This is a genomic window from Nocardiopsis oceani (genome assembly GCF_054777395.1).
Genome location: NZ_BAAHAR010000005.1, coordinates 73,506 through 90,681 on the forward strand (window position 1 = coordinate 73,506; position 17,176 = coordinate 90,681).

Below are 17,176 nucleotides of genomic sequence, written 5' to 3' on the forward strand. Positions count from 1 at the left end.
CGCCTTTGAGGGTGGTGGAGGGTGACTCGGCGGGAGACTCGGGCCGAAGGCCGCCTTTGAGGGTGGTGGAGGGTGACTCGGCGGGAGACTCGGGCCGAAGGCCGCCTTTGAGGGTGGTGGAGGGTGACTCGGCGGGAGACTCGGGCCGAAGGCCGCCTTTGAGGGTGGTGGAGGGTGACGGGCGGGCGGGTCCGAGGAGGACCGCGTCGTGGCCGTCGCTCTCGTCGAGTTGGACGGTGACGCTCTCGCGCAGCGAGGTGGGCAGGTTCTTGCCCACGTAGTCGGCACGGATAGGGAGTTCGCGGTGGCCCCGGTCGACGAGGACGGCGAGCTGGACCGCGCGCGGGCGCCCGAGGTCGCCGAGGGCGTCGAGGGCGGCGCGAACGGTGCGGCCGGAGAAGAGGACGTCGTCGACGAGGACGATGACGCGGTCGTCGAGGCCGCCGGAGGGGATCTCCGTCTTGCCGAGGGCCCGTGCGGGGGCCAGGCGGAGGTCGTCGCGGTACATCGTGATGTCGAGGGATCCGACGGGGACGCTGAGGTCCTCGACCCGCCCGATGCGCTGGGCAAGGCGCTCCGCGAGCGGTACGCCGCGCGAGGGGATACCGAGGAGGGTGACGTGTTCGCCGCCCTTGGTGCGCTCGAGGACCTCGTGGGCGATGCGGGTCAGTGCCCGGTTGATCTCGTTGCCGTCGAGGACGGCCCTGGTGCCGTCGGGCACCTCGGGTGGCGCTGGGGAAGCACCGGAACCCATATCACTTTTTGTTGACTTTTGCGCACGCAAAGTAGTGACCCCTTCCCTGCCTCACAGAACAGGTCGTTAAAGGATGTCGATCGGATCCACGCTACCAGCGCGGACGACGGGGCCCCTGAGCGCACTCCACACGCCGAGATTGAAAATGTGATGCTCATCACACCCCAAGGCACTGATTGCCCTGCTAAGCGTATCCGTGTCATGACACTACGGATTCGCCCCTCATTCGTGGGAAACACGGAATTCCCTGCAGGGGCGGGCTTTCCGACCCGCGAGAACGTCCTACTCGTACCCACTGGTACGCAAATGAGAGGCGTCTCACCTACGCACGGTTTGGCCACTGATTAGTCGCGTTTCACACCAACGGCTTGACCTGGACACCAGCCCCCCTCTACCGTCACTGTCTGTAACCACTACCGGGTGGGGTTGCACCCCGTGACCATCCGCTGGACCGCCCAGGCGGCCCGCCGAGTACGAGCGGACGTCTCCCCCACTCACGCCAGCCACCGTCACGGCCGGGAGCGACAAGAAGATGCCATCCGAATACGCCAAGTCCCTCGGTGCGCGACTGCGTGCCATCCGCACCCAACAGGGCCTTTCCCTGCACGGGGTGGAGGAGAAGTCCCACGGACGCTGGAAGGCCGTCGTGGTGGGCTCCTATGAGCGTGGCGACCGCGCCGTCACCGTCCAGAAGCTGGCCGAGCTGGCCGACTTCTACGGGGTGCCGATGTCGGAACTGCTGCCCGGCGGCGCCGCGCCCACTCCCCTGGGTCCGACACCCAAGCTCGTCATCGACTTGGAGCGCATGCAGCAGCTCCCGCAGGAGAAGGCGGGCCCGCTCTCCCGCTACGTCGCCACCATCCAGAGCCAGCGGGGTGACTACAACGGGCGAGTGCTGTCCATCCGCCAGGAGGACCTGCGTTCACTCGCGGTCATCTACGACAAGTCCCCCGGGGACCTGACCGAGGAGCTCATCAACTGGGGCGTCCTCGACCCGGAGGCCCGCCGCGCGGTCGACGCGTTCTAGGAGCTTCCTGGAACAACGGCACCGCCGCACAGAGCAGGAGAGCCGGGCGTCCCCTTCTCGGGGGCGCCCGGCTTTCGTGTGCCGAGGGCCCGCAGCCACGGGGCCCGCAGAGCCCGGGAAACCCCCGTAACCCGGAAGATGCGTGAGGGCCCGGGAAACAGCGCGGCCGGGCGGGGGCTTCCCCTCCCCGGCCCGGCCGCACCGCGCCCCGCCGGATCCACCGGCGAGCCTGTCGAACTCATGTTCGACTCGAACTAGTTAACACCCCCTGGGCGGAGGGCGTCAAGAAGCAGCCCGGCGCGGCGGCGTCACCCGCCACCACCCGAAGACCCTCGCGAACCGGCTGCCACGCTCTACCCTGGGAACGTGGCAGCCGACACCGAGTTGCGCGAACTCACTCCCCCAGCGTTTACGCACGCCGTCCCCGCCCTTCTCCAGGTCTACGAGGCGGCCATGCGACCGCCGCCCGCACAACTGCCTGGGCGGGCCGCCATCATGGGCAGCCACGCCCGGTACCCGGGGTTCAGGTCGGTGGTGGCGGTACGCGACGAACAGCCCGTCGGCTTCGCCTACGCCTTCCACGGGTCCGAGGGACAGTGGTGGCACGACGTCGTCACCGAGGGACTGCGGTCCCACGGGCGCTCACGGCACGTCCGCCGTTTCCTCTCCGACCCGCTGGAGATCGCCGAAGTGCACGTCCACCCGGACGCGCAGAACAAGGGGATCGGGCGCGCCCTGCTGTACGCCCTGTGCTCGGGGCGGCCGGAGCGCACCGCGGTGCTGTCCACACGCACAGGGCCCTCCGCGGCGCGCCACCTCTACCGTTCGTGCGGGTTCGTGGAGGTGCTGGAGTCCTTCGCGTTCCCCGGCACCCCCGACCAATCCTTCACGATCATGGGTGCGAGGCTTCCGCTTCCTGAATCCGGTGGGGGGCGACCTCCTGGTAGATCTCCCTGGTGGCCGTGGACTGGTTGAAGGTGATGAAGTGGATGCCCGGGGCGCCCTCGGAGAGCAGCCGCTCACACATGTTCTGGGCGTGTTCGATACCGAAGGCGCGGATGGCCTCCTGGTCGTCGCCGAAGCGTTCGAAGCGCTCGGCCAGCGCGCGCGGGAACGGGGCGCCGGAGAGCTTCTCCGAGCGGCGGATCGAGGACATCTTCACCACAGGGAAGACCTCGGGGATGATGGGCACCTCGCAGCCGCGGGCGGCCACCCTGTCGCGCAGGCGCAGGTACTCCTCGGGGTCGAAGAACATCTGGGTGATGGCGTAGTCGGCGCCCGCCTCGCACTTGCGCACGAAGTGGTCGGTATCGGTCTCCACGTCGGCGGAGCGCGGGTGCTTGTAGGGGAAGGCGGCCACGCCGACGGAGAAGTCACCGCTCTCCTTGATCAGCCGGACCAGCTCTTCGGCGTAGGTGAGGCCTTCGGGGTGGGTGATCCACTCACCGTCGGGATCGCCGGGCGGGTCCCCCCGCACGGCCAGCATGTTGGACACCCCGGCGGCGGACAGCCGACCGATGAGGTGGCGGAGCTCGGCCACGGAGTGGTCCACCAGAGTGATGTGCGCTACCGGCATCAGCGTGGTGTCGGTGGCGATGCGCTCGGTGGTCTCGACCGTCAGGTCGCGGGTACCTCCCCCTGCCCCGTAGGTCACGGAGACGAAGGACGGGCCGAGGGCCTCGATGTCCCGGATCGACCGCCAGAGGCGTTCCTGCGATGTGGCACTGCGGGGCGGGAAGAACTCGAAGGAGAACACCGGATCGCCCGAGTCGAGGATCTCGCGGATATGACGGGGCTTGGAGGCCGGGTTTCGGGGCGCCGCAGGGCGCGTGGATTCAGCCAACATAGGCACAACCTTAGGCCAGGGCCCCCACGACCGGACAGCCTGTCCCACTTCATGAGACAGTGAGTGACCAAGTTGTCCTATTTCCCAAGAAGCGAGACAGGACAACAGGAATGACCAAATGCCGTCTCAAAGGGAGAAACACTGCCGTCTCACGTTCTCCGAGCGCGGAGACAGGCCCGGGCGCGGAGTGGTGCCCCGCATCCTCAAGCCAGCCGATAATGTGCAGGGTATGTCCGCTTCCTCATCTTCCCCTTCATCGGTCACGTCAGTCATCAGAACCGACGTGGATCGCGAAATCTCCTCCTTCTGCGCCGCGCGCCGGGAGCAACTGCTGGAAATCGGGGAGGAACTGGCCCCAGCCATGGAATCCCTGGAGGTGATGGTCTCCGGGGGCAAGCGCCTGCGCCCCACCTTCGCGTACTGGGGCTGGCGTGGAGCGGGCGGCGCCGACGGCGACGAGCGGATGATCCGGGCCGCCGCCTCCCTGGAATTCCTCCAAGCGTGCGCGCTGGTCCACGACGACGTCATAGACAACAGCGACACCCGTCGCGGGCTGCCCGCGACGCACAAGCGCATGGCCAAACTGCACGCCGACCAGGGCTGGAACGGCGACAGCGCGGGCTTCGGACAGGGGGCCGCGATTCTCATCGGCGACCTCTGCCTGGCTTGGTCCGACGAGATGTACCAGAACAGCGGGTTCTCCCCGGAGACGCTCCAGGGCGGCCGACCGCCCTTCGACGCGATGCGCACCGAGGTCATGGCCGGCCAGTACCTGGACACCCTCGAACAGGTCCGTGGCACGGCCACCCGCGAGGCCGCGCTGCGTGTGATGCGCTACAAGGCCGCCAAGTACACGGTCGAGCGCCCTCTGCACGTGGGCGCCGCCCTTGCCGGGCGGCACAGAGAGCTGGCCGGTGTCTACACCGACTACGGCATCCCGCTGGGCATCGCCTTCCAGCTGCGCGACGACGTGCTCGGGGTGTTCGGCGACCCGTCCACCACGGGCAAGCCCGCCGGTGACGACCTGCGTGAGGGAAAGCGCACCCTGGTCGTGGCCGAAACCCTCGCCCGGACCGGCACCGCCGACGCGCAGCGCTTCCAGGAGCTCCTGGGGGACGCCGACCTCTCCGTGGATTCGGTGGAGTGGATGTGCGGCCTGATCGAGTCCTCCGGTGCGTTGGCCGCCTGCGAGTCGATGATCACCGAGTACGCGGACCAGGCCCTCGCGGCGTTGGACAGACCGGAGCTGGAAGCGCAGACCCGAGGCCCGTTGGGCGATCTGGTGGTGGCCGCGACCCGTCGTTCACACTGACTCCGTACCGAACACGAAGGATTCTCGACCACGGGGGCCCTCCCATGTCCAGGCAGACCGCCCTGCGCGGACCGACCAGCACGAGCGAGAGGGCTCTGGCACCCGACCTCGCACGGGGCTTCATGCTCCTGTTCATCGTGCTGGCCAACTCGGTCTGGTACCTCTGGGCCGCCCCCAGCGACGGCTCCACGATGCATCCGGAGCCTGAGGGCGCGCTGGACGGTGCCGCACAGTTCTTCACGGTCATGGCCGTGGACATGCGCAGCTACCCGATGTTCGCCTTCCTGTTCGGCTACGGCATGGTCCAACTGGCCGCGCGCCAGCAGGCCGCGGGGGTCAGCGCCAGGGACGTCGACGGACTGCTGCGCAGACGCAACCTCTGGCTTCTGGTCTTCGGCTTCTTCCACGCACTCCTGCTGTGGGTAGGCGACGTGATCGGTGCCTACGGTCTGGCCGGGCTGATCCTGGGTTGGCTGTTCTTCCGGCGCAGGGAGGTCACACTCCTGATCTGGAGCACGGTGCTGGTCGGTGTGATGGCCACGTTCGCCGCGCTCAGCCTTCTGGCCATGCCCTTCGTCGACGGGACCGACGTCGAGGAGCAGGGCCCCTTCAGCGCGGACTTCCTGGCCGCCAACATCGCCGACCCCTCATACCTCTCCGCGGCGGCGGACCGCGTGGCGATCTGGCCCCTGGCCGCCGTCGGGCAAGGGCTGCTGACCCTCACCATCCCCGCCGCGATCCTGCTCGGCTTCTGGGCCGCGCGCCGCAGGATCCTGGAGGAGCCCGGGCGGAACCGTAAACTGCTGCGCCGGGTCGCGGCCGTGGGTATCCCGGTCGGCTGGCTCGGTGGACTCCCCCTGGCTCTGGCCCAGGTCGGTGTCTGGGACCTCGCACCCATGCAGGGGGACATGCTGGCCATGCCGCACATGGTCACCGGCCTGATCTGCGGGCTCGGCTACATCGCACTGATCGCCCTGGTGGCACAGCGGGTCCAGGAACGGGGGCGTTCCGGGGCCGTCGTCACGGCGCTGAGCGCCACGGGGCGGCGCTCCATGAGCGCCTACTTGGCGCAGTCGGTGCTGTGCGCGCCCCTGCTGGCCGCGTGGGGGCTGGGGCTGGCCGCCTACCTTTCCTCGTGGACGATGTTCCTGTTCGCGACCGGGGTGTGGCTGGTGACGGTGGTGGCCGCCTACGCCATGGAGCGCGCGGAGCGGCGCGGCCCGGCCGAGACCCTGCTGCGGAGGCTTTCGTACCGGCGTTCCACCAAGGGCCCCGCCACGCCTCCCCCGCCGGAACCGCCCGACGGGCACCAAGAGCGGACCAGCCCCTGACCCGCAGGCGGAAAAAGGGGCGTGCCGGTGAGCGGCCGACGCGCACTCGTAACGCAGGATGGGGTCCCATGGGGGACGATCACATGACAAACCACACCATAGGGGTGACCGGGGCGACCGGTGCGCTGGGCGGGCGTGTGGCCGCACGGATCGCACGGCTCGGCCTGGCCCAGCGCCTCATCGTGCGCGACATCAACCGGGCACCGGAATACCCCGGCAGCAGCGCCGCGATGGCCGTCTACGAGGACACTGCCTCCTTCGAGCGTGCCTGTCGGGGCGTGGACACGCTCTTCCTGGTCTCGGCGACCGAGTCCGAGGACCGGGTGGAGACCCACCTGAGCGCGGTGGACGGAGCGGTCATGGCTGGGGTGTCCCGGATCGTGTACCTGTCGTTCCTCAAGGCGGGCCCCGCCTCCACCTTCACGTTCGCCCGCACGCACTTCTACACGGAGGCGCACATCCGGTCGACGGGTGTGTCACACACGTTCCTCAGACCCAGCCTGTACCTGGACCTGATGCCCGCGTGGGTGGACGACGAGGGCGTGGTGCGCGGCCCGGCCGGGGAGGGCAGGGTCGCGTGGGTGTCCAGGGACGACGTCGCGGACGTCGCCGCAGCCGTGCTGACCGACCCCCTGGTGATCGCCGCTTCGGAGAACACGAGCTACGACGTGACCGGCCCCGAGGCGCTGTCGGTGGGGGCCACCGTGGAAAAGCTGGGCCGTCTGACCGGACGCACGATCCGGTATGTACCCGAGACCTGGGAGGAGGCGCTGGAGTCGCGGCGCCTCACCGGGGCCGCGGAGTGGGAGGTCGAGGGCTGGGCATCGTCGTACGCCGCGATCGCCGCCGACGAGATGGACGTCGTGGCGAGCACTGTCCCGGACCTGACCGGCCATCCGGCCCAGTCCATCGAGGGCTTCCTGCGCCGCCATCCGAGCGCCCTCGCGCACGTCGCGGTCTGACCGCGGCCCTCCCTGCCACCACCGCCGTGCCCCGTGCGCGGCGGTTCTGTCGTCTGCGGTTCCGACCGGCTCCCGCTTAGGTTTCCACCCTACCCGTTGACCTGAACATTAGTTGAGGAAGCAGAGTGGCCACCATCAATCAGCAAAGGAGTGTGGTGGACATGCGCGCGGTACGAGTGGACGAGTTCGGCGGCCCCGAGGTCCTGGTCACCCGAGAGGTATCCGATCCGGAACCGGGCCCCGGGGAGGCCCTGGTGGAAGTGACCGGGGCGAACGTCATCTACCTGGACACGCTGATCCGCTCGGGGTGGGGTGAGGAGCACTTCCCGGTAGCACCCCCGTACGTACCCGGGAGCGGGGTCTCCGGCCGGGTCGTCGAGGTGGGACCGGGAACGGACCCCGCCTGGGTGGGTGTGGAAGTGGTCGCGGAGACCGGACCGGTGGACGGGCCGGCTGGATCCCCCAGCGCCCCGGTCGACGCATACGCCGAACGGACGGTAGTGCCCGTCGATTCCCTCATCAGGGTCCCCGACACCTTGGCCGACCACGATGCCCTTGCCCTGCTGACCGACGGGGCCACCGCCCTGCTCCTGGAGCGGGCCGCCCGCTTCTCCCCCGATACCTGGGTGCTCGTCCTGGCCGCCACCGGCGGGGCGGGCAGCCTGACCGTGCAGCTGGCCCGCCTCGCGGGGGCGCGGGTGATCGGCGCGGCCCGGGGTCCGGAGAAGCTGGAACTGGCCCGCTCCTTGGGCGCCGAGGAGGTCGTGGACTATTCGGAACCCGGGTGGCTGGAGCGGGTCAGCGCCATCACCGGGGGCGCCGGTGTGAGCGTGGTCGTCGACGGCGCCAGCGGGGACCTGGGCAGGTCGGCCCTGGCCGCCGTGGCCGACGGCGGACGCTTCGTCAGCTACGGGACCACCAACGGTGACTTCGTCGAGATCGACGAGGCCGAGGTCCGGGACCGCGGGATCACCGCCCTGGGCATGATGGACCTGGACGACGTGAAGGGGGCGAGCAGGCGGGACCTGGCCCGGCTGGCCCTCGAGGAGGCCCGGGCCGGTCGGCTCCGGCCGCACGTGGGGCTGACCCTGCCGCTGGAACGGGCCGCCGAGGCCCACGCCGCGCTGGAGGAGCGCCGGGTCCTGGGCAAGGTACTGCTGGTGCCCTGACGCGGCCCCGCCTCCCCTGGACGGGGCGCCCGGCCGACCCGTTCAGGGGAGGGCGGCGCGGGCCGCCACCCCGTCGAGGAGGAGGTCGACCGCCCGCGCGAACTCAGCCGCTGGGTCGTCATCCTCCGCGTCGGCGGCGAGGAGGTCGCTGCCCAGGAGTTCGCGCACGCGCGGATAGTCCTCGGCGGAGACCAGGGTGTCGAGCCGGTGGACGAAGGCGCGGTGGGCGTCGGCGGGGTCGAGGCCCTGGGCCTCCCAGGAGCGGCGCTGCTCCTCGGCGAGTTCACCTTCGGCCCGGGCGTAGGTCCAGATCAGGGTCGTGATCCGCGCGCACTCGGCGATGCTGAGCCCGGTCTCCTCAAGCGCACCCAGGCCCAGCTCGCCCCAGCGGACGAAGGAGGGGGCGAGGGGCTCGACGGTCACCGGGATCCCGCTCGCCCAAGGGTGCCGCCGGTAGACGTCGCGCAGCCCCAGAGCGAAGGAGTGCGCGCGTTCTCGCCACGTGGCGCCGACCGGTTCGGGGGGCGCCCCCAGAACAGCATCGGCAGCAAGCAGCAGCAGGTCGGAGCGGGACTCGACGTAGCGGTACAGACTCATGGTGCCGACGCCGAGCTCGGCGGCGGTTCGACTCATGGTGATCGCCTCGGCACCCCCCTGGTCGCCGAGGGCGATGGCGATCTCCAGAATGCGGGCGATGGTGAGCTTGGGCCGGGGGCCCTTCCGAGGTGTAGGGCCGACCCCCCACGCCGAGAGCAGCACCTTGGGGATCGTCCGCACCGGATCGCCCGGCGGTTCCTGTTCAGCCATGCGGCCATCCTATTGCGTAATCGGCACGCAAATGTACTGCGTAGGGGTTGCGCAATGGTACTGGGTAAGGGTTACACTGTAGAACATGAACACACGAACACTCACCCAGAGCCCGCCACAAGAGACCACCGCCCCGGCGGTCAGCGTCTCCGGACTACGCAAGCGCTACGGCGACCACACCGTCCTGGACGGTGTCGACCTCGAAGTTCCGGCGGGCGGGATCCTCGCCCTCTTAGGGCCCAACGGCGCGGGCAAGACCACCCTGATCAACATCCTGACCACGCTCGTCCGACCCGACGGGGGCACGGCGCGGGTCCTGGGCCACGACGTGGTCCGCGCAGCGCGCCGGGTCCGCCGCGCGATCAGCGCCACCGGCCAGTACGCCTCCGTCGACGAGGCGCTCACCGGCAGGGAGAACCTGGTGATGGTCGCCCGCCTCCTCGGCGCCGATCGCCGCACCGCCGACAGGCGCGCCCGTGAGCTACTCGACCACTTCGATCTCACCGACGCGGCCGACCGCCGTTGCGGCGGGTACTCGGGCGGGATGCGTCGGCGGCTGGACCTGGCCGCGAGCCTGGTGGGCTCACCACCGGTGGTGTTCCTGGACGAGCCGACCACCGGCATGGACACCCGCAGCCGCCAGGCGTTGTGGCACACGATCACCGGCCTTACCGAGCACGGCACCACGGTCTTCCTCACCACGCAGTACTTGGAGGAGGCGGACGTGCTGGCCGACCGGATCGCAGTCCTGGACGGCGGCGGGATCGTCGCCCAAGGCACGGCGGCCGAGCTCAAGCGCCGCGTGGGCCAGGAACTGGTCGAGCTCACGCTCGCCGACGGGAGTATCGAGTGGATGCGGGGCGACGGCTCCGCCGAGCACCTGCGCTCCGCCCTGAACTTCCACCACCGCGCGGGTGTCCCCGTCTCCCGGGTCACGGTCCACACCCCGACCTTGGACGACGTGTTCCTCGCACTCACCGACCGCCCCACAGCGAAGGACCAACCGTCATGACCGCTCCCCTGCGCGCCGAGGCCGTCCTCACCAAGCGCGGACTGACCCATTCCCTGCGGGACGTCGACAGCATGGTGACCGCCGTGGTCGCCCCGGTCGCCGTCATGCTCCTTTTCGTGACCGTCTTCGGCTCCGCCGTGGAAGGCCTGACCAGCGACGCGTCCTACGTGGACTACGTGGCGCCCGGGGTGATGCTCCTGTGCGCCGGCTTCGGGGCCTCGATGACCGCGACGGCGGTGCACTCCGACCTCTCAAAGGGCGTGATCCGAAGGCTGCGGACGATGCCCATCCGCGCCTCGGCGGTGGTGACGGGACACGTGGTGGCCGGAACCTTGCGCAACCTGGTGTCGACGCTGCTCGTCCTGATCGCGGCGGTCGCGCTGGGCTTCCGACCGGAGGCCTCCCCCACCGGGTGGCTGTGGGTGCTGGCGCTGGTGAGCGCCTACATCGTCCTACTCACCCTGGTCGCGGCTGCCTGGGGGCTGGCCGCCCGGTCGGCCGACACCGCGGCGACGTTCGCCTTCGTCGCGCTGTTCGTGCCCTACCTGTCGTCGGCCTTCGTCCCCATCGAGGGGCTGCCGTCCTTCCTCCAAGGCTTCGCCGAGCACCAACCGGTCTCCCTGGCCATCGAGACCCTCCGCGAACTCACCTCCGGGGCGCCCGTCGGCGACCAGGTCACCGCCTTGGTCCTGTGGATGTCCGGGCTCACCGTGGCCGCGCTCGTCCTGACCCAGTGGCTGTTCCAGCGCGCTGGGCGGCGCTGAGCGGAGAGGCCCGGACCGCCAAAGGCGCGGGGCAGAAGGACACGACGCGGCCCCGGTACCCCCTGGCGGGGCTCCGGGGCCGCGGTCGGTGTGTCCCTCAGGTGTTGTCGGCGCGGGCGGTCAAGCGGGCCTTGAGCGCGGTGGCCGCCGCGCGGGGATCCTCCGCCTCGGTGACCGCGCGGACCACGACCACCCGCGTGGCACCGGCGCTCAGCACCTGGTCCACGTTGTCGAGGTCGATCCCGCCGATCGCGAACCACGGCCGGTCAGAACCCAGTGCCGAAGCGCGATGCACCAGGTCCAAGCCGGCGGCCGGGCGTCCCGGCTTCGTGGGCGTGGCCCAGGTCGGACCCACGCAGAAGTAGTCGCTCCCGGCTTCCTCCGCGGAGGCCGCGGCGGCGTCGACGTCGTTGTTGGAGCGGCCGATGACCGGGTCGGCGCCGACGATGTCGCGCGCCATGGGCACCGGGAGGTCGCGCTGCCCCAGGTGCAGGACGTCGGCGCGCACCGCACGGGCGATATCGGCCCGGTCGTTGACGGCGAGCAGGGCGCCGTGGCGCTCACACGCCGCACGCATGACCTCGAGGGCGGCCAGCTCCTGGCGCGCTTCCAGGCCCTTGTCCCGGAGCTGGATGATGTCCACTCCCCCGGCCAGCGCAGCGTCCGCGAACTCCGCGAGATCGCCGCGCTCCGTACGGGCGTCGGTGCACAGGTACAGAAGGGATGCGTCCAGGCGCTTGCGCAGGCTGGTTCCGTGGCTGGTCCTCACCCGCCCCACTGTAGGGCCTGGCGCTCCGGGCGGCCGAAGGGGCGCGCCCTCCGGGCCGCCCGGCGGTGTCTCGCGCGGCCCCGCCTGAAGCTGCCCGTGAACGGTGCTCTAGGAGGCCGTGTCCTCTAGAAGGCCAGGCTCTGGGCACGGCGGCGCACTTCGGTGCCGCGGTCCTCGCGCATGGCCTGGATGGGCGTGCCCGGCAGGCTGTCGTCCGAGGTGAAGAGCCAGCGCAGGGCCTCTTCGGTGGAGAAGCCCGCGTCGGAGAGCAGCACGATGGTGCCGGACAGCCCTTTGACGAGGTCCCCACCGTCCAGGAAGGCGGCGGGGATGGAGAGCTCACCGCCACGGACCACGCCCATCATGCGCTTCTCGCGGATGAGTGTCTTGATCCGGTTGGGGCTCACGCCCAGCGGCTTGGCCGCCTCGCGCAGGGTCAGCCAGTCGCCGACGAGTTCGTCGAGTTCAGGGTCGCTTTGTGTCACCCCACCAATCTGCCACATCCGCCGAGCGCCGGTGGTCGTCCGGCGGCACCTGGTACTCGGCGCACCGAGATCCCCGCCACACCGGGTCTGGACACCCTGCCCTAATATGGGAGGAGAGCAGACACGTCCCGCGGGAGCCGGGTGGACCCGGCTGAGAGGGAGGCTGGCCGCCTCCGACCGCACGAACCTGATCCGGATCATGCCGGCGAAGGGAGTGGAACACGGCGCCGTGCGCACCTTCGATGTTCCCCAGCACGCAAAGATTCGTCCTACCAATACCGGTACACGTGAGACCGTGACCGTGGTCGGCGGCGGCATCATCGGCCGGGTCACCGCCTGGCGGGCCGCCCAACGAGGGCTGCCCGTCACCCTGATCGAACCCGACCCGGTCAACGAACCCTCGACCGCCCGCGCGGCTTCGACCGTCGCGGCCGGCATGCTCACCCCCGCCACCGAGGCGGTGTTCGGCGAGGAACCCCTGATGGAGTTCGGGGTGCGCTCCGCCCGCCGCTACCCCGACTTCGTCAAGGAGCTGGAGGACGCCAGCGGCGTGGACGTCGGCCTCCAGACCACCGGAACGCTCCTGGTCGCCTTCGACCGCGACGACCTGGCCGTCCTCACCGAACTGCACGCGCTGCAGCAGCGCCTGGGCGTGGCCGCCGAACGCCTGACCAGTCGGGAGTGCCGCCGCCTGGAACCCATGCTCGCCCCCGGCGTACGCGGAGGGGTGCTGGCCCCCGACGACCACTCCGTGGATCCGCGCCGACTGCTCTTGGCCCTCGCACGGGCCGGTGAGCGCGCCGGTGTGCGCGAGATCGCGGGACGGGCCGAGGAGGTCACCTCCCCCGGCCCCGACGGCGCCCGCCTGGGCGTGCGCCTGGCGGACGACTCCCTGGTCGCCGCTGGGCAGGTCGTCCTTGCCGCGGGCTGTTGGGGCGACCGGATCAAGGTTCCCGAGCCGGTAGTGCCCCCGTTGCGCCCGGTCAAGGGACAACTGCTGCGCGCCCGAACCCCCTCGGGGGAACCGCCCCTGGTCAGTCGCACCGTGCGCGGCCTGGTCCGCGGTTTCCCGGTCTACCTCGTCCCCCGGGCCGACGGCGAAGTGATCGTCGGCGCGACCCAGGAGGAGCTGGGCCACGACACCGCTCTCACCATGGGCGGGCTGTGGCAGGTCCTCCGGGACGCGCGCGAGCTCGTACCCGGGGTGACCGAGCTCGAGGTCACCGAGACCTGTGTGGGGCTGCGGCCCGGATCACCGGACAACGAACCCCTCCTGGGGCCCACCCTGGTCCCGGGCCTGCACCTGGCCGCCGGGCACTTCCGGCACGGGGTGCTCCTGGCCCCAGAGACCGGCGCGGTCATGGCCGATGCACTCACTACCGGCTCGCTGCCCGACCACGCGCGCCGGTTCGCCGCCGACCGGGAACTGGCCGGCGGCGGTGCGCAGACGACCTGAGAGAACACTGGAACAAGACGTGGGAGAAGCAGTGGAACTGATCATCAACGGCGAGGCGCGCCAGACCGCGGCCACCACCGTGGAAGCGGTCGTACGCGATGTGGCATCGACCCGGGACGGGCAGATCCAGGGCGGGATCGCCGTAGCCGTCAACGACGAGGTGGTGCGCCGCACCGCGTGGTCCGACACCACCCTGGCCCCGGGTGACCGCGTGGACGTTCTCACCGCAGTACAGGGAGGCTGAACCATGCCCGAGACGCCCCTTACACACACGCTCGACGACCCCTTCGAGATCGCGGGTGTCACATTCGACTCCCGCCTCATCACCGGAACCGGCGGAGCACCCTCACTCGAGGTCCTGGAGGAGGCCCTGCAGACCTCCGGCACCGAGCTCACCACCGTGGCGATGCGCCGGGTCAGCCCCGGAACCCAAGGGTCGGTCTGGGACATCCTGGAGCGGAACAAGATCCGCCCCCTGCCCAACACCGCAGGGTGCTTCACCGCCGCCGACGCGGTACGCACCGCCAAACTCGGCCGCGAGGCCCTGGAAACGGACTGGGTCAAGCTGGAGGTGATCGCCGACGAGCACACCCTCCTCCCCGACCCGGTGGAGCTCCTGGACGCCGCCGAGGCCCTCGTGGACGACGGTTTCACCGTCCTGCCGTACACCAACGACGACCCGGTACTGGCGCGCCGCCTGGAGCAGCTGGGCTGCGCGGCCGTCATGCCGCTGGCCGCGCCGATCGGCTCGGGGCTGGGCATCCGCAACCCGCACAACCTCGAGCTGATCGTCGAGCAGGCGAACGTCCCGGTCATCGTGGACGCCGGGATCGGTACCGCCAGCGACGCCGCACTGGCGATGGAGCTGGGCTGCGACGCCGTGTTGTTGGCCACCGCCGTGACCCGCGCGCAGAAGCCGGTCCTCATGGCCTCGGCGATGCGCGACGCCGTCCGGGCCGGGCGCGGAGCGCGGCTGGCCGGACGCATCCCGGTCCGCCGACATGCCCAAGCATCCAGCCCTGACGTGGTCTGACCGCGGCCGAACAGCAGTGCCCGCGCCCACCGCCACCGGCGGCCTTCAGGAGGCGCCTTCGGTAAAGCGCGGGTGAGCGCGGCGTCACTGCCAGGTTTGCCGCTGTCCCCTACCGTGGGAGGGGTGTGCGTGCCGCCGGACGGCACCTCACGGACTGACCGCCCAGGCGCGAACGTCCCACACCGACTCCACACCGGCCGCCACGCCGTTGGACGCGGGGACGCCGCGACCGTGAACCGCGGGGCGAGACCCGACACCGGCTTCCGCTATTGTGTCGGTTCGACACCCTGTGTCGGGTACGCGCCACCGGCCGCGAATGCCCGCGCTCCCCGCAGCAAGGACACTACTCCGCCGTGGACATGACCACTTCCGACCCGCTTGTAGGCGCGACGCTGGACCGTCGCTACTTCGTCGAGTCAAGGATCGCCGGTGGCGGTATGGCTACGGTCTACGTCGCCCACGACCTACGGCTGGACCGACGGCTGGCCCTGAAGGTCATGCACCCCTCCCTTGCACAGGACCCCTCCTTCGTGCAGCGCTTCATCAACGAGGCGCACTCGGTCGCCAAGCTCTCCCACCCCAACGTGGTGCAGGTCTTCGACCAGGGCGAGGACGCGGGACACGTGTTCCTGGCCATGGAGTACGTCCCGGGCCAGACCCTGCGCGACCTGCTCCAGGAGAAGGGTCGGCTGGGTCCGAAGGACGCCCTGCAGGCGATGGCCCCGGTCCTGGCCGCGCTGGGCGCCGCCCACCAGGCGGGCATGGTGCACCGCGACGTCAAGCCCGAGAACGTCCTCATCACCAAGGACGGCCGGGTGAAGGTGGCCGACTTCGGGCTGGCCCGCGCGGTGGAGCAGTCCAACCAGGGCCTGACCCGCACCGGCACACTCATGGGTACCGCCGCTTACCTGGCGCCGGAGCAGATCGAGAAGGGCGTGGCCGACGCGCGCAGCGACGTGTACGCCGCGGGCATCATGCTCTACGAGCTGCTCACCGGAGGCCAGCCGCACACCGGCGAGACGCCCATCGCGATCGCCTACCAGCACGTGAACGAGGACGTTCCCCGCCCCTCGCACTTCCTGCCCAACCTGCCGCCCGCCGTGGACGCCCTGGTGACCAAGGCCACCGAGCGCGATCCCCGGTACCGGACGGGCAACGCCGGGCAGTACCTGGCGAAAGTGCTGGAGGTCCTGCGGACCCTTCCCGACGACGCCGCGGCCGCCAAGGGGCCCCTGGCTCCGGTCGCGCCGCAGGGCAGTGCCGCAGCCACCATGACCGCGCCCCAGTTGATCGCCGGCGGCGCCGGGCTCGGGACCGAGAACGCCACCATGGTCGTCGACATGAGCGGCGCCGACCTGGACGGGGACGACTACGACGACGGCCCGGACGAGGGCGGTTCGTGGTTCGCCCGCAACCGCCTGACGGTGATCGGTGCCGTCGTCCTGGCCCTGGTCGTGGGCGTCACGAGCTGGTGGTTCCTCATCGGCAGGTTCGAGCCCGTACCCGATGTCGTGGGCACCGACCCCGACACGGCCAGCGAGATGATCCGCTCGGCCGGGCTCGTCGTCGAGCAGTCCGACGACACGGTCTACAGCGACGAGGCCGCACCGGGCGAGGCTGCCGAGACCGAACCCGAGATCGGGGAGCGCCTCTCACCGGGTGACCCGGTGACCGTGTTCCTGTCCAAGGGACCGCAGTCGGTGGACATGCCCGAACTGGTCGGCGAGGACTACGCCAACGCGCTCAAGGAGTTGGAGGACCTCGGATTCGAGGCCGAGGACATCGTCCAGGAAGAGGTCGACGCTCCCGAAAACGACCCCGGTGAGGTCCTGGAGACCGAACCCGAAGCGGGAGCGGAGGCCGACCGCGAGCAGCCGGTGGTCCTCACCGTCAGCCTCGGCATCCCCGTCCCGAGCCTGGTCGGCCAGGAGCAGGAAGACGCCGAGGACGCCCTCGAGGAGCTGGGCCTGGAGACCGAGATCGTCGAGGAGGAGAGCGAGACCATCGACGAGGGCACGGTCATCGACCAGAACCCCGATACCGGCACCAACGTTGGCTCCGAGTCCACGGTCACCCTGACCGTGTCCACCGGGCCGCCCGAGGTCGAGATCCCCGACGTGGTGGGCGAGTCGGTCCGCGACGCCCGCGACGAGCTGGAGGACGCCGGGTTCGAGGTCGAGGTCGACCGGATCCTGGGCGGCCGGGTGGTCGCGCACCAGTCCCCGGAAGGCAGTGCCGAGGAGGGCGCCACGATCACGATCACCGCCACACCCGGCGGGATCGACCTGGGCGACGTCGAGGACGATGACGACGATGACGACGATGACGACGATGACGACGATGACGACTGACGGCCGCTGAGGGCCACCGGAGTCCCCAGCGGTCTGCTGACGGCTGGTGGCCGCCCGCGCCGGGTTAGGATCCGGCGCGGGCGGCCGGCCGGCGTCCA

Annotated in this window: 16 protein-coding genes, 1 pseudogene and 1 riboswitch; of the genes and pseudogenes, 12 read left to right on the top strand and 5 right to left on the bottom strand. The window is 70.5% G+C overall.

Translation table 11 applies throughout. The features are described from left to right. Positions 1-163: 163 nt before the first annotated feature. Positions 164-754, bottom strand: a pseudogene (gene pyrR / locus ACYVDG_RS04025) (bifunctional pyr operon transcriptional regulator/uracil phosphoribosyltransferase PyrR); the annotation flags it as partial. Positions 755-1,286: 532 nt separating this feature from the next. Between pyrR and bldD the strand changes: the two are divergent. Together bldD and ACYVDG_RS04035 are read left to right on the top strand one after the other, a co-directional pair. After that, complete coding sequence (gene bldD, locus ACYVDG_RS04030; RefSeq protein WP_013154123.1) at positions 1,287-1,781, top strand: transcriptional regulator BldD; 495 nt, start codon at positions 1,287-1,289, stop codon at positions 1,779-1,781. A gap of 366 nt (positions 1,782-2,147) precedes the next feature. Beyond that, complete coding sequence (locus tag ACYVDG_RS04035; protein ID WP_460746912.1) at positions 2,148-2,756, top strand: GNAT family N-acetyltransferase; 609 nt, start codon at positions 2,148-2,150, stop codon at positions 2,754-2,756. Here the strand turns inward: ACYVDG_RS04035 and metF are convergent. Then, a complete protein-coding gene (metF, locus tag ACYVDG_RS04040) occupies positions 2,674-3,537 on the bottom strand; it encodes a methylenetetrahydrofolate reductase [NAD(P)H] (RefSeq protein WP_460747002.1) in 864 nt (287 codons plus the stop codon). The genes ACYVDG_RS04035 and metF overlap by 83 nt on opposite strands. Before the next feature lie 319 nt (positions 3,538-3,856). Here metF and ACYVDG_RS04045 point away from each other — a divergent pair, with 319 nt between their 5' ends. The 4 genes from ACYVDG_RS04045 (at position 3,857) to ACYVDG_RS04060 (ending at position 8,401) form a co-directional block, all read left to right on the top strand. Next, the gene (locus ACYVDG_RS04045; RefSeq protein WP_460746913.1) at positions 3,857-4,939 is read left to right on the top strand and encodes a polyprenyl synthetase family protein; all 1,083 of its coding nucleotides are present in this window, start codon (positions 3,857-3,859) and stop codon (positions 4,937-4,939) included. Between the two features lie 44 nt (positions 4,940-4,983). Further along, complete coding sequence (locus ACYVDG_RS04050) at positions 4,984-6,270, top strand: DUF418 domain-containing protein (protein ID WP_460746915.1); 1,287 nt, start codon at positions 4,984-4,986, stop codon at positions 6,268-6,270. Between the two features lie 68 nt (positions 6,271-6,338). Beyond that, positions 6,339-7,232, top strand: coding sequence for an SDR family oxidoreductase (locus ACYVDG_RS04055; RefSeq protein ID WP_460746916.1), 894 nt, complete (start codon positions 6,339-6,341; stop codon positions 7,230-7,232). A 161-nt stretch (positions 7,233-7,393) separates the two neighbouring features. Beyond that, positions 7,394-8,401, top strand: a complete 1,008-nt coding sequence (locus ACYVDG_RS04060) for a zinc-binding dehydrogenase (protein ID WP_460746918.1) — start codon at positions 7,394-7,396, stop codon at positions 8,399-8,401. A 42-nt stretch (positions 8,402-8,443) separates the two neighbouring features. Here ACYVDG_RS04060 and ACYVDG_RS04065 read toward each other — a convergent pair whose 3' ends face one another. Then, positions 8,444-9,208 carry a TetR/AcrR family transcriptional regulator gene (locus tag ACYVDG_RS04065; protein WP_460746919.1) on the bottom strand — a complete coding sequence of 255 codons (765 nt, stop codon included), beginning with the start codon at positions 9,206-9,208 and terminating at the stop codon, positions 8,444-8,446. An 85-nt stretch (positions 9,209-9,293) separates the two neighbouring features. On the opposite strand from ACYVDG_RS04065, the gene ACYVDG_RS04070 reads away from it, so the two are divergent. Both ACYVDG_RS04070 and ACYVDG_RS04075 read left to right on the top strand, forming a co-directional pair. Then, entirely contained in the window at positions 9,294-10,220 is a 927-nt protein-coding gene (locus tag ACYVDG_RS04070) for an ATP-binding cassette domain-containing protein (RefSeq protein WP_460746920.1), read from the top strand. Beyond that, positions 10,217-10,984 (top strand): ABC transporter permease, encoded by a 768-nt coding sequence (locus ACYVDG_RS04075; protein ID WP_460746921.1) that lies wholly within the window; start codon positions 10,217-10,219, stop codon positions 10,982-10,984. The genes ACYVDG_RS04070 and ACYVDG_RS04075 overlap by 4 nt, the downstream gene beginning before the upstream one ends. A gap of 97 nt (positions 10,985-11,081) precedes the next feature. Here the strand turns inward: ACYVDG_RS04075 and thiE are convergent, their stop codons facing one another. Together thiE and ACYVDG_RS04085 are read right to left on the bottom strand one after the other, a co-directional pair. Further along, the gene (thiE, locus tag ACYVDG_RS04080) at positions 11,082-11,753 is read right to left on the bottom strand and encodes a thiamine phosphate synthase (RefSeq protein WP_460746922.1); all 672 of its coding nucleotides are present in this window, start codon (positions 11,751-11,753) and stop codon (positions 11,082-11,084) included. Between the two features lie 125 nt (positions 11,754-11,878). After that, complete coding sequence (locus ACYVDG_RS04085) at positions 11,879-12,256, bottom strand: Rv2175c family DNA-binding protein (protein WP_460746923.1); 378 nt, start codon at positions 12,254-12,256, stop codon at positions 11,879-11,881. Between the two features lie 102 nt (positions 12,257-12,358). Then, a riboswitch (TPP riboswitch) is annotated at positions 12,359-12,469 on the top strand. On the opposite strand from ACYVDG_RS04085, the gene thiO reads away from it, so the two are divergent. From thiO to pknB, 4 genes are all read left to right on the top strand, one after another. After that, the gene (gene thiO / locus ACYVDG_RS04090; RefSeq protein WP_460746924.1) at positions 12,438-13,694 is read left to right on the top strand and encodes a glycine oxidase ThiO; all 1,257 of its coding nucleotides are present in this window, start codon (positions 12,438-12,440) and stop codon (positions 13,692-13,694) included. (Overlaps the previous riboswitch by 32 nt.) Before the next feature lie 31 nt (positions 13,695-13,725). After that, positions 13,726-13,938 carry a sulfur carrier protein ThiS gene (gene thiS / locus ACYVDG_RS04095; RefSeq protein ID WP_460747003.1) on the top strand — a complete coding sequence of 71 codons (213 nt, stop codon included), beginning with the start codon at positions 13,726-13,728 and terminating at the stop codon, positions 13,936-13,938. A 3-nt stretch (positions 13,939-13,941) separates the two neighbouring features. Further along, positions 13,942-14,727 (top strand): thiazole synthase, encoded by a 786-nt coding sequence (locus tag ACYVDG_RS04100; protein ID WP_460746925.1) that lies wholly within the window; start codon positions 13,942-13,944, stop codon positions 14,725-14,727. A gap of 353 nt (positions 14,728-15,080) precedes the next feature. Next, positions 15,081-17,078 carry a Stk1 family PASTA domain-containing Ser/Thr kinase gene (pknB, locus tag ACYVDG_RS04105; RefSeq protein WP_460746926.1) on the top strand — a complete coding sequence of 666 codons (1,998 nt, stop codon included), beginning with the start codon at positions 15,081-15,083 and terminating at the stop codon, positions 17,076-17,078. Positions 17,079-17,176: the final 98 nt, after the last annotated feature.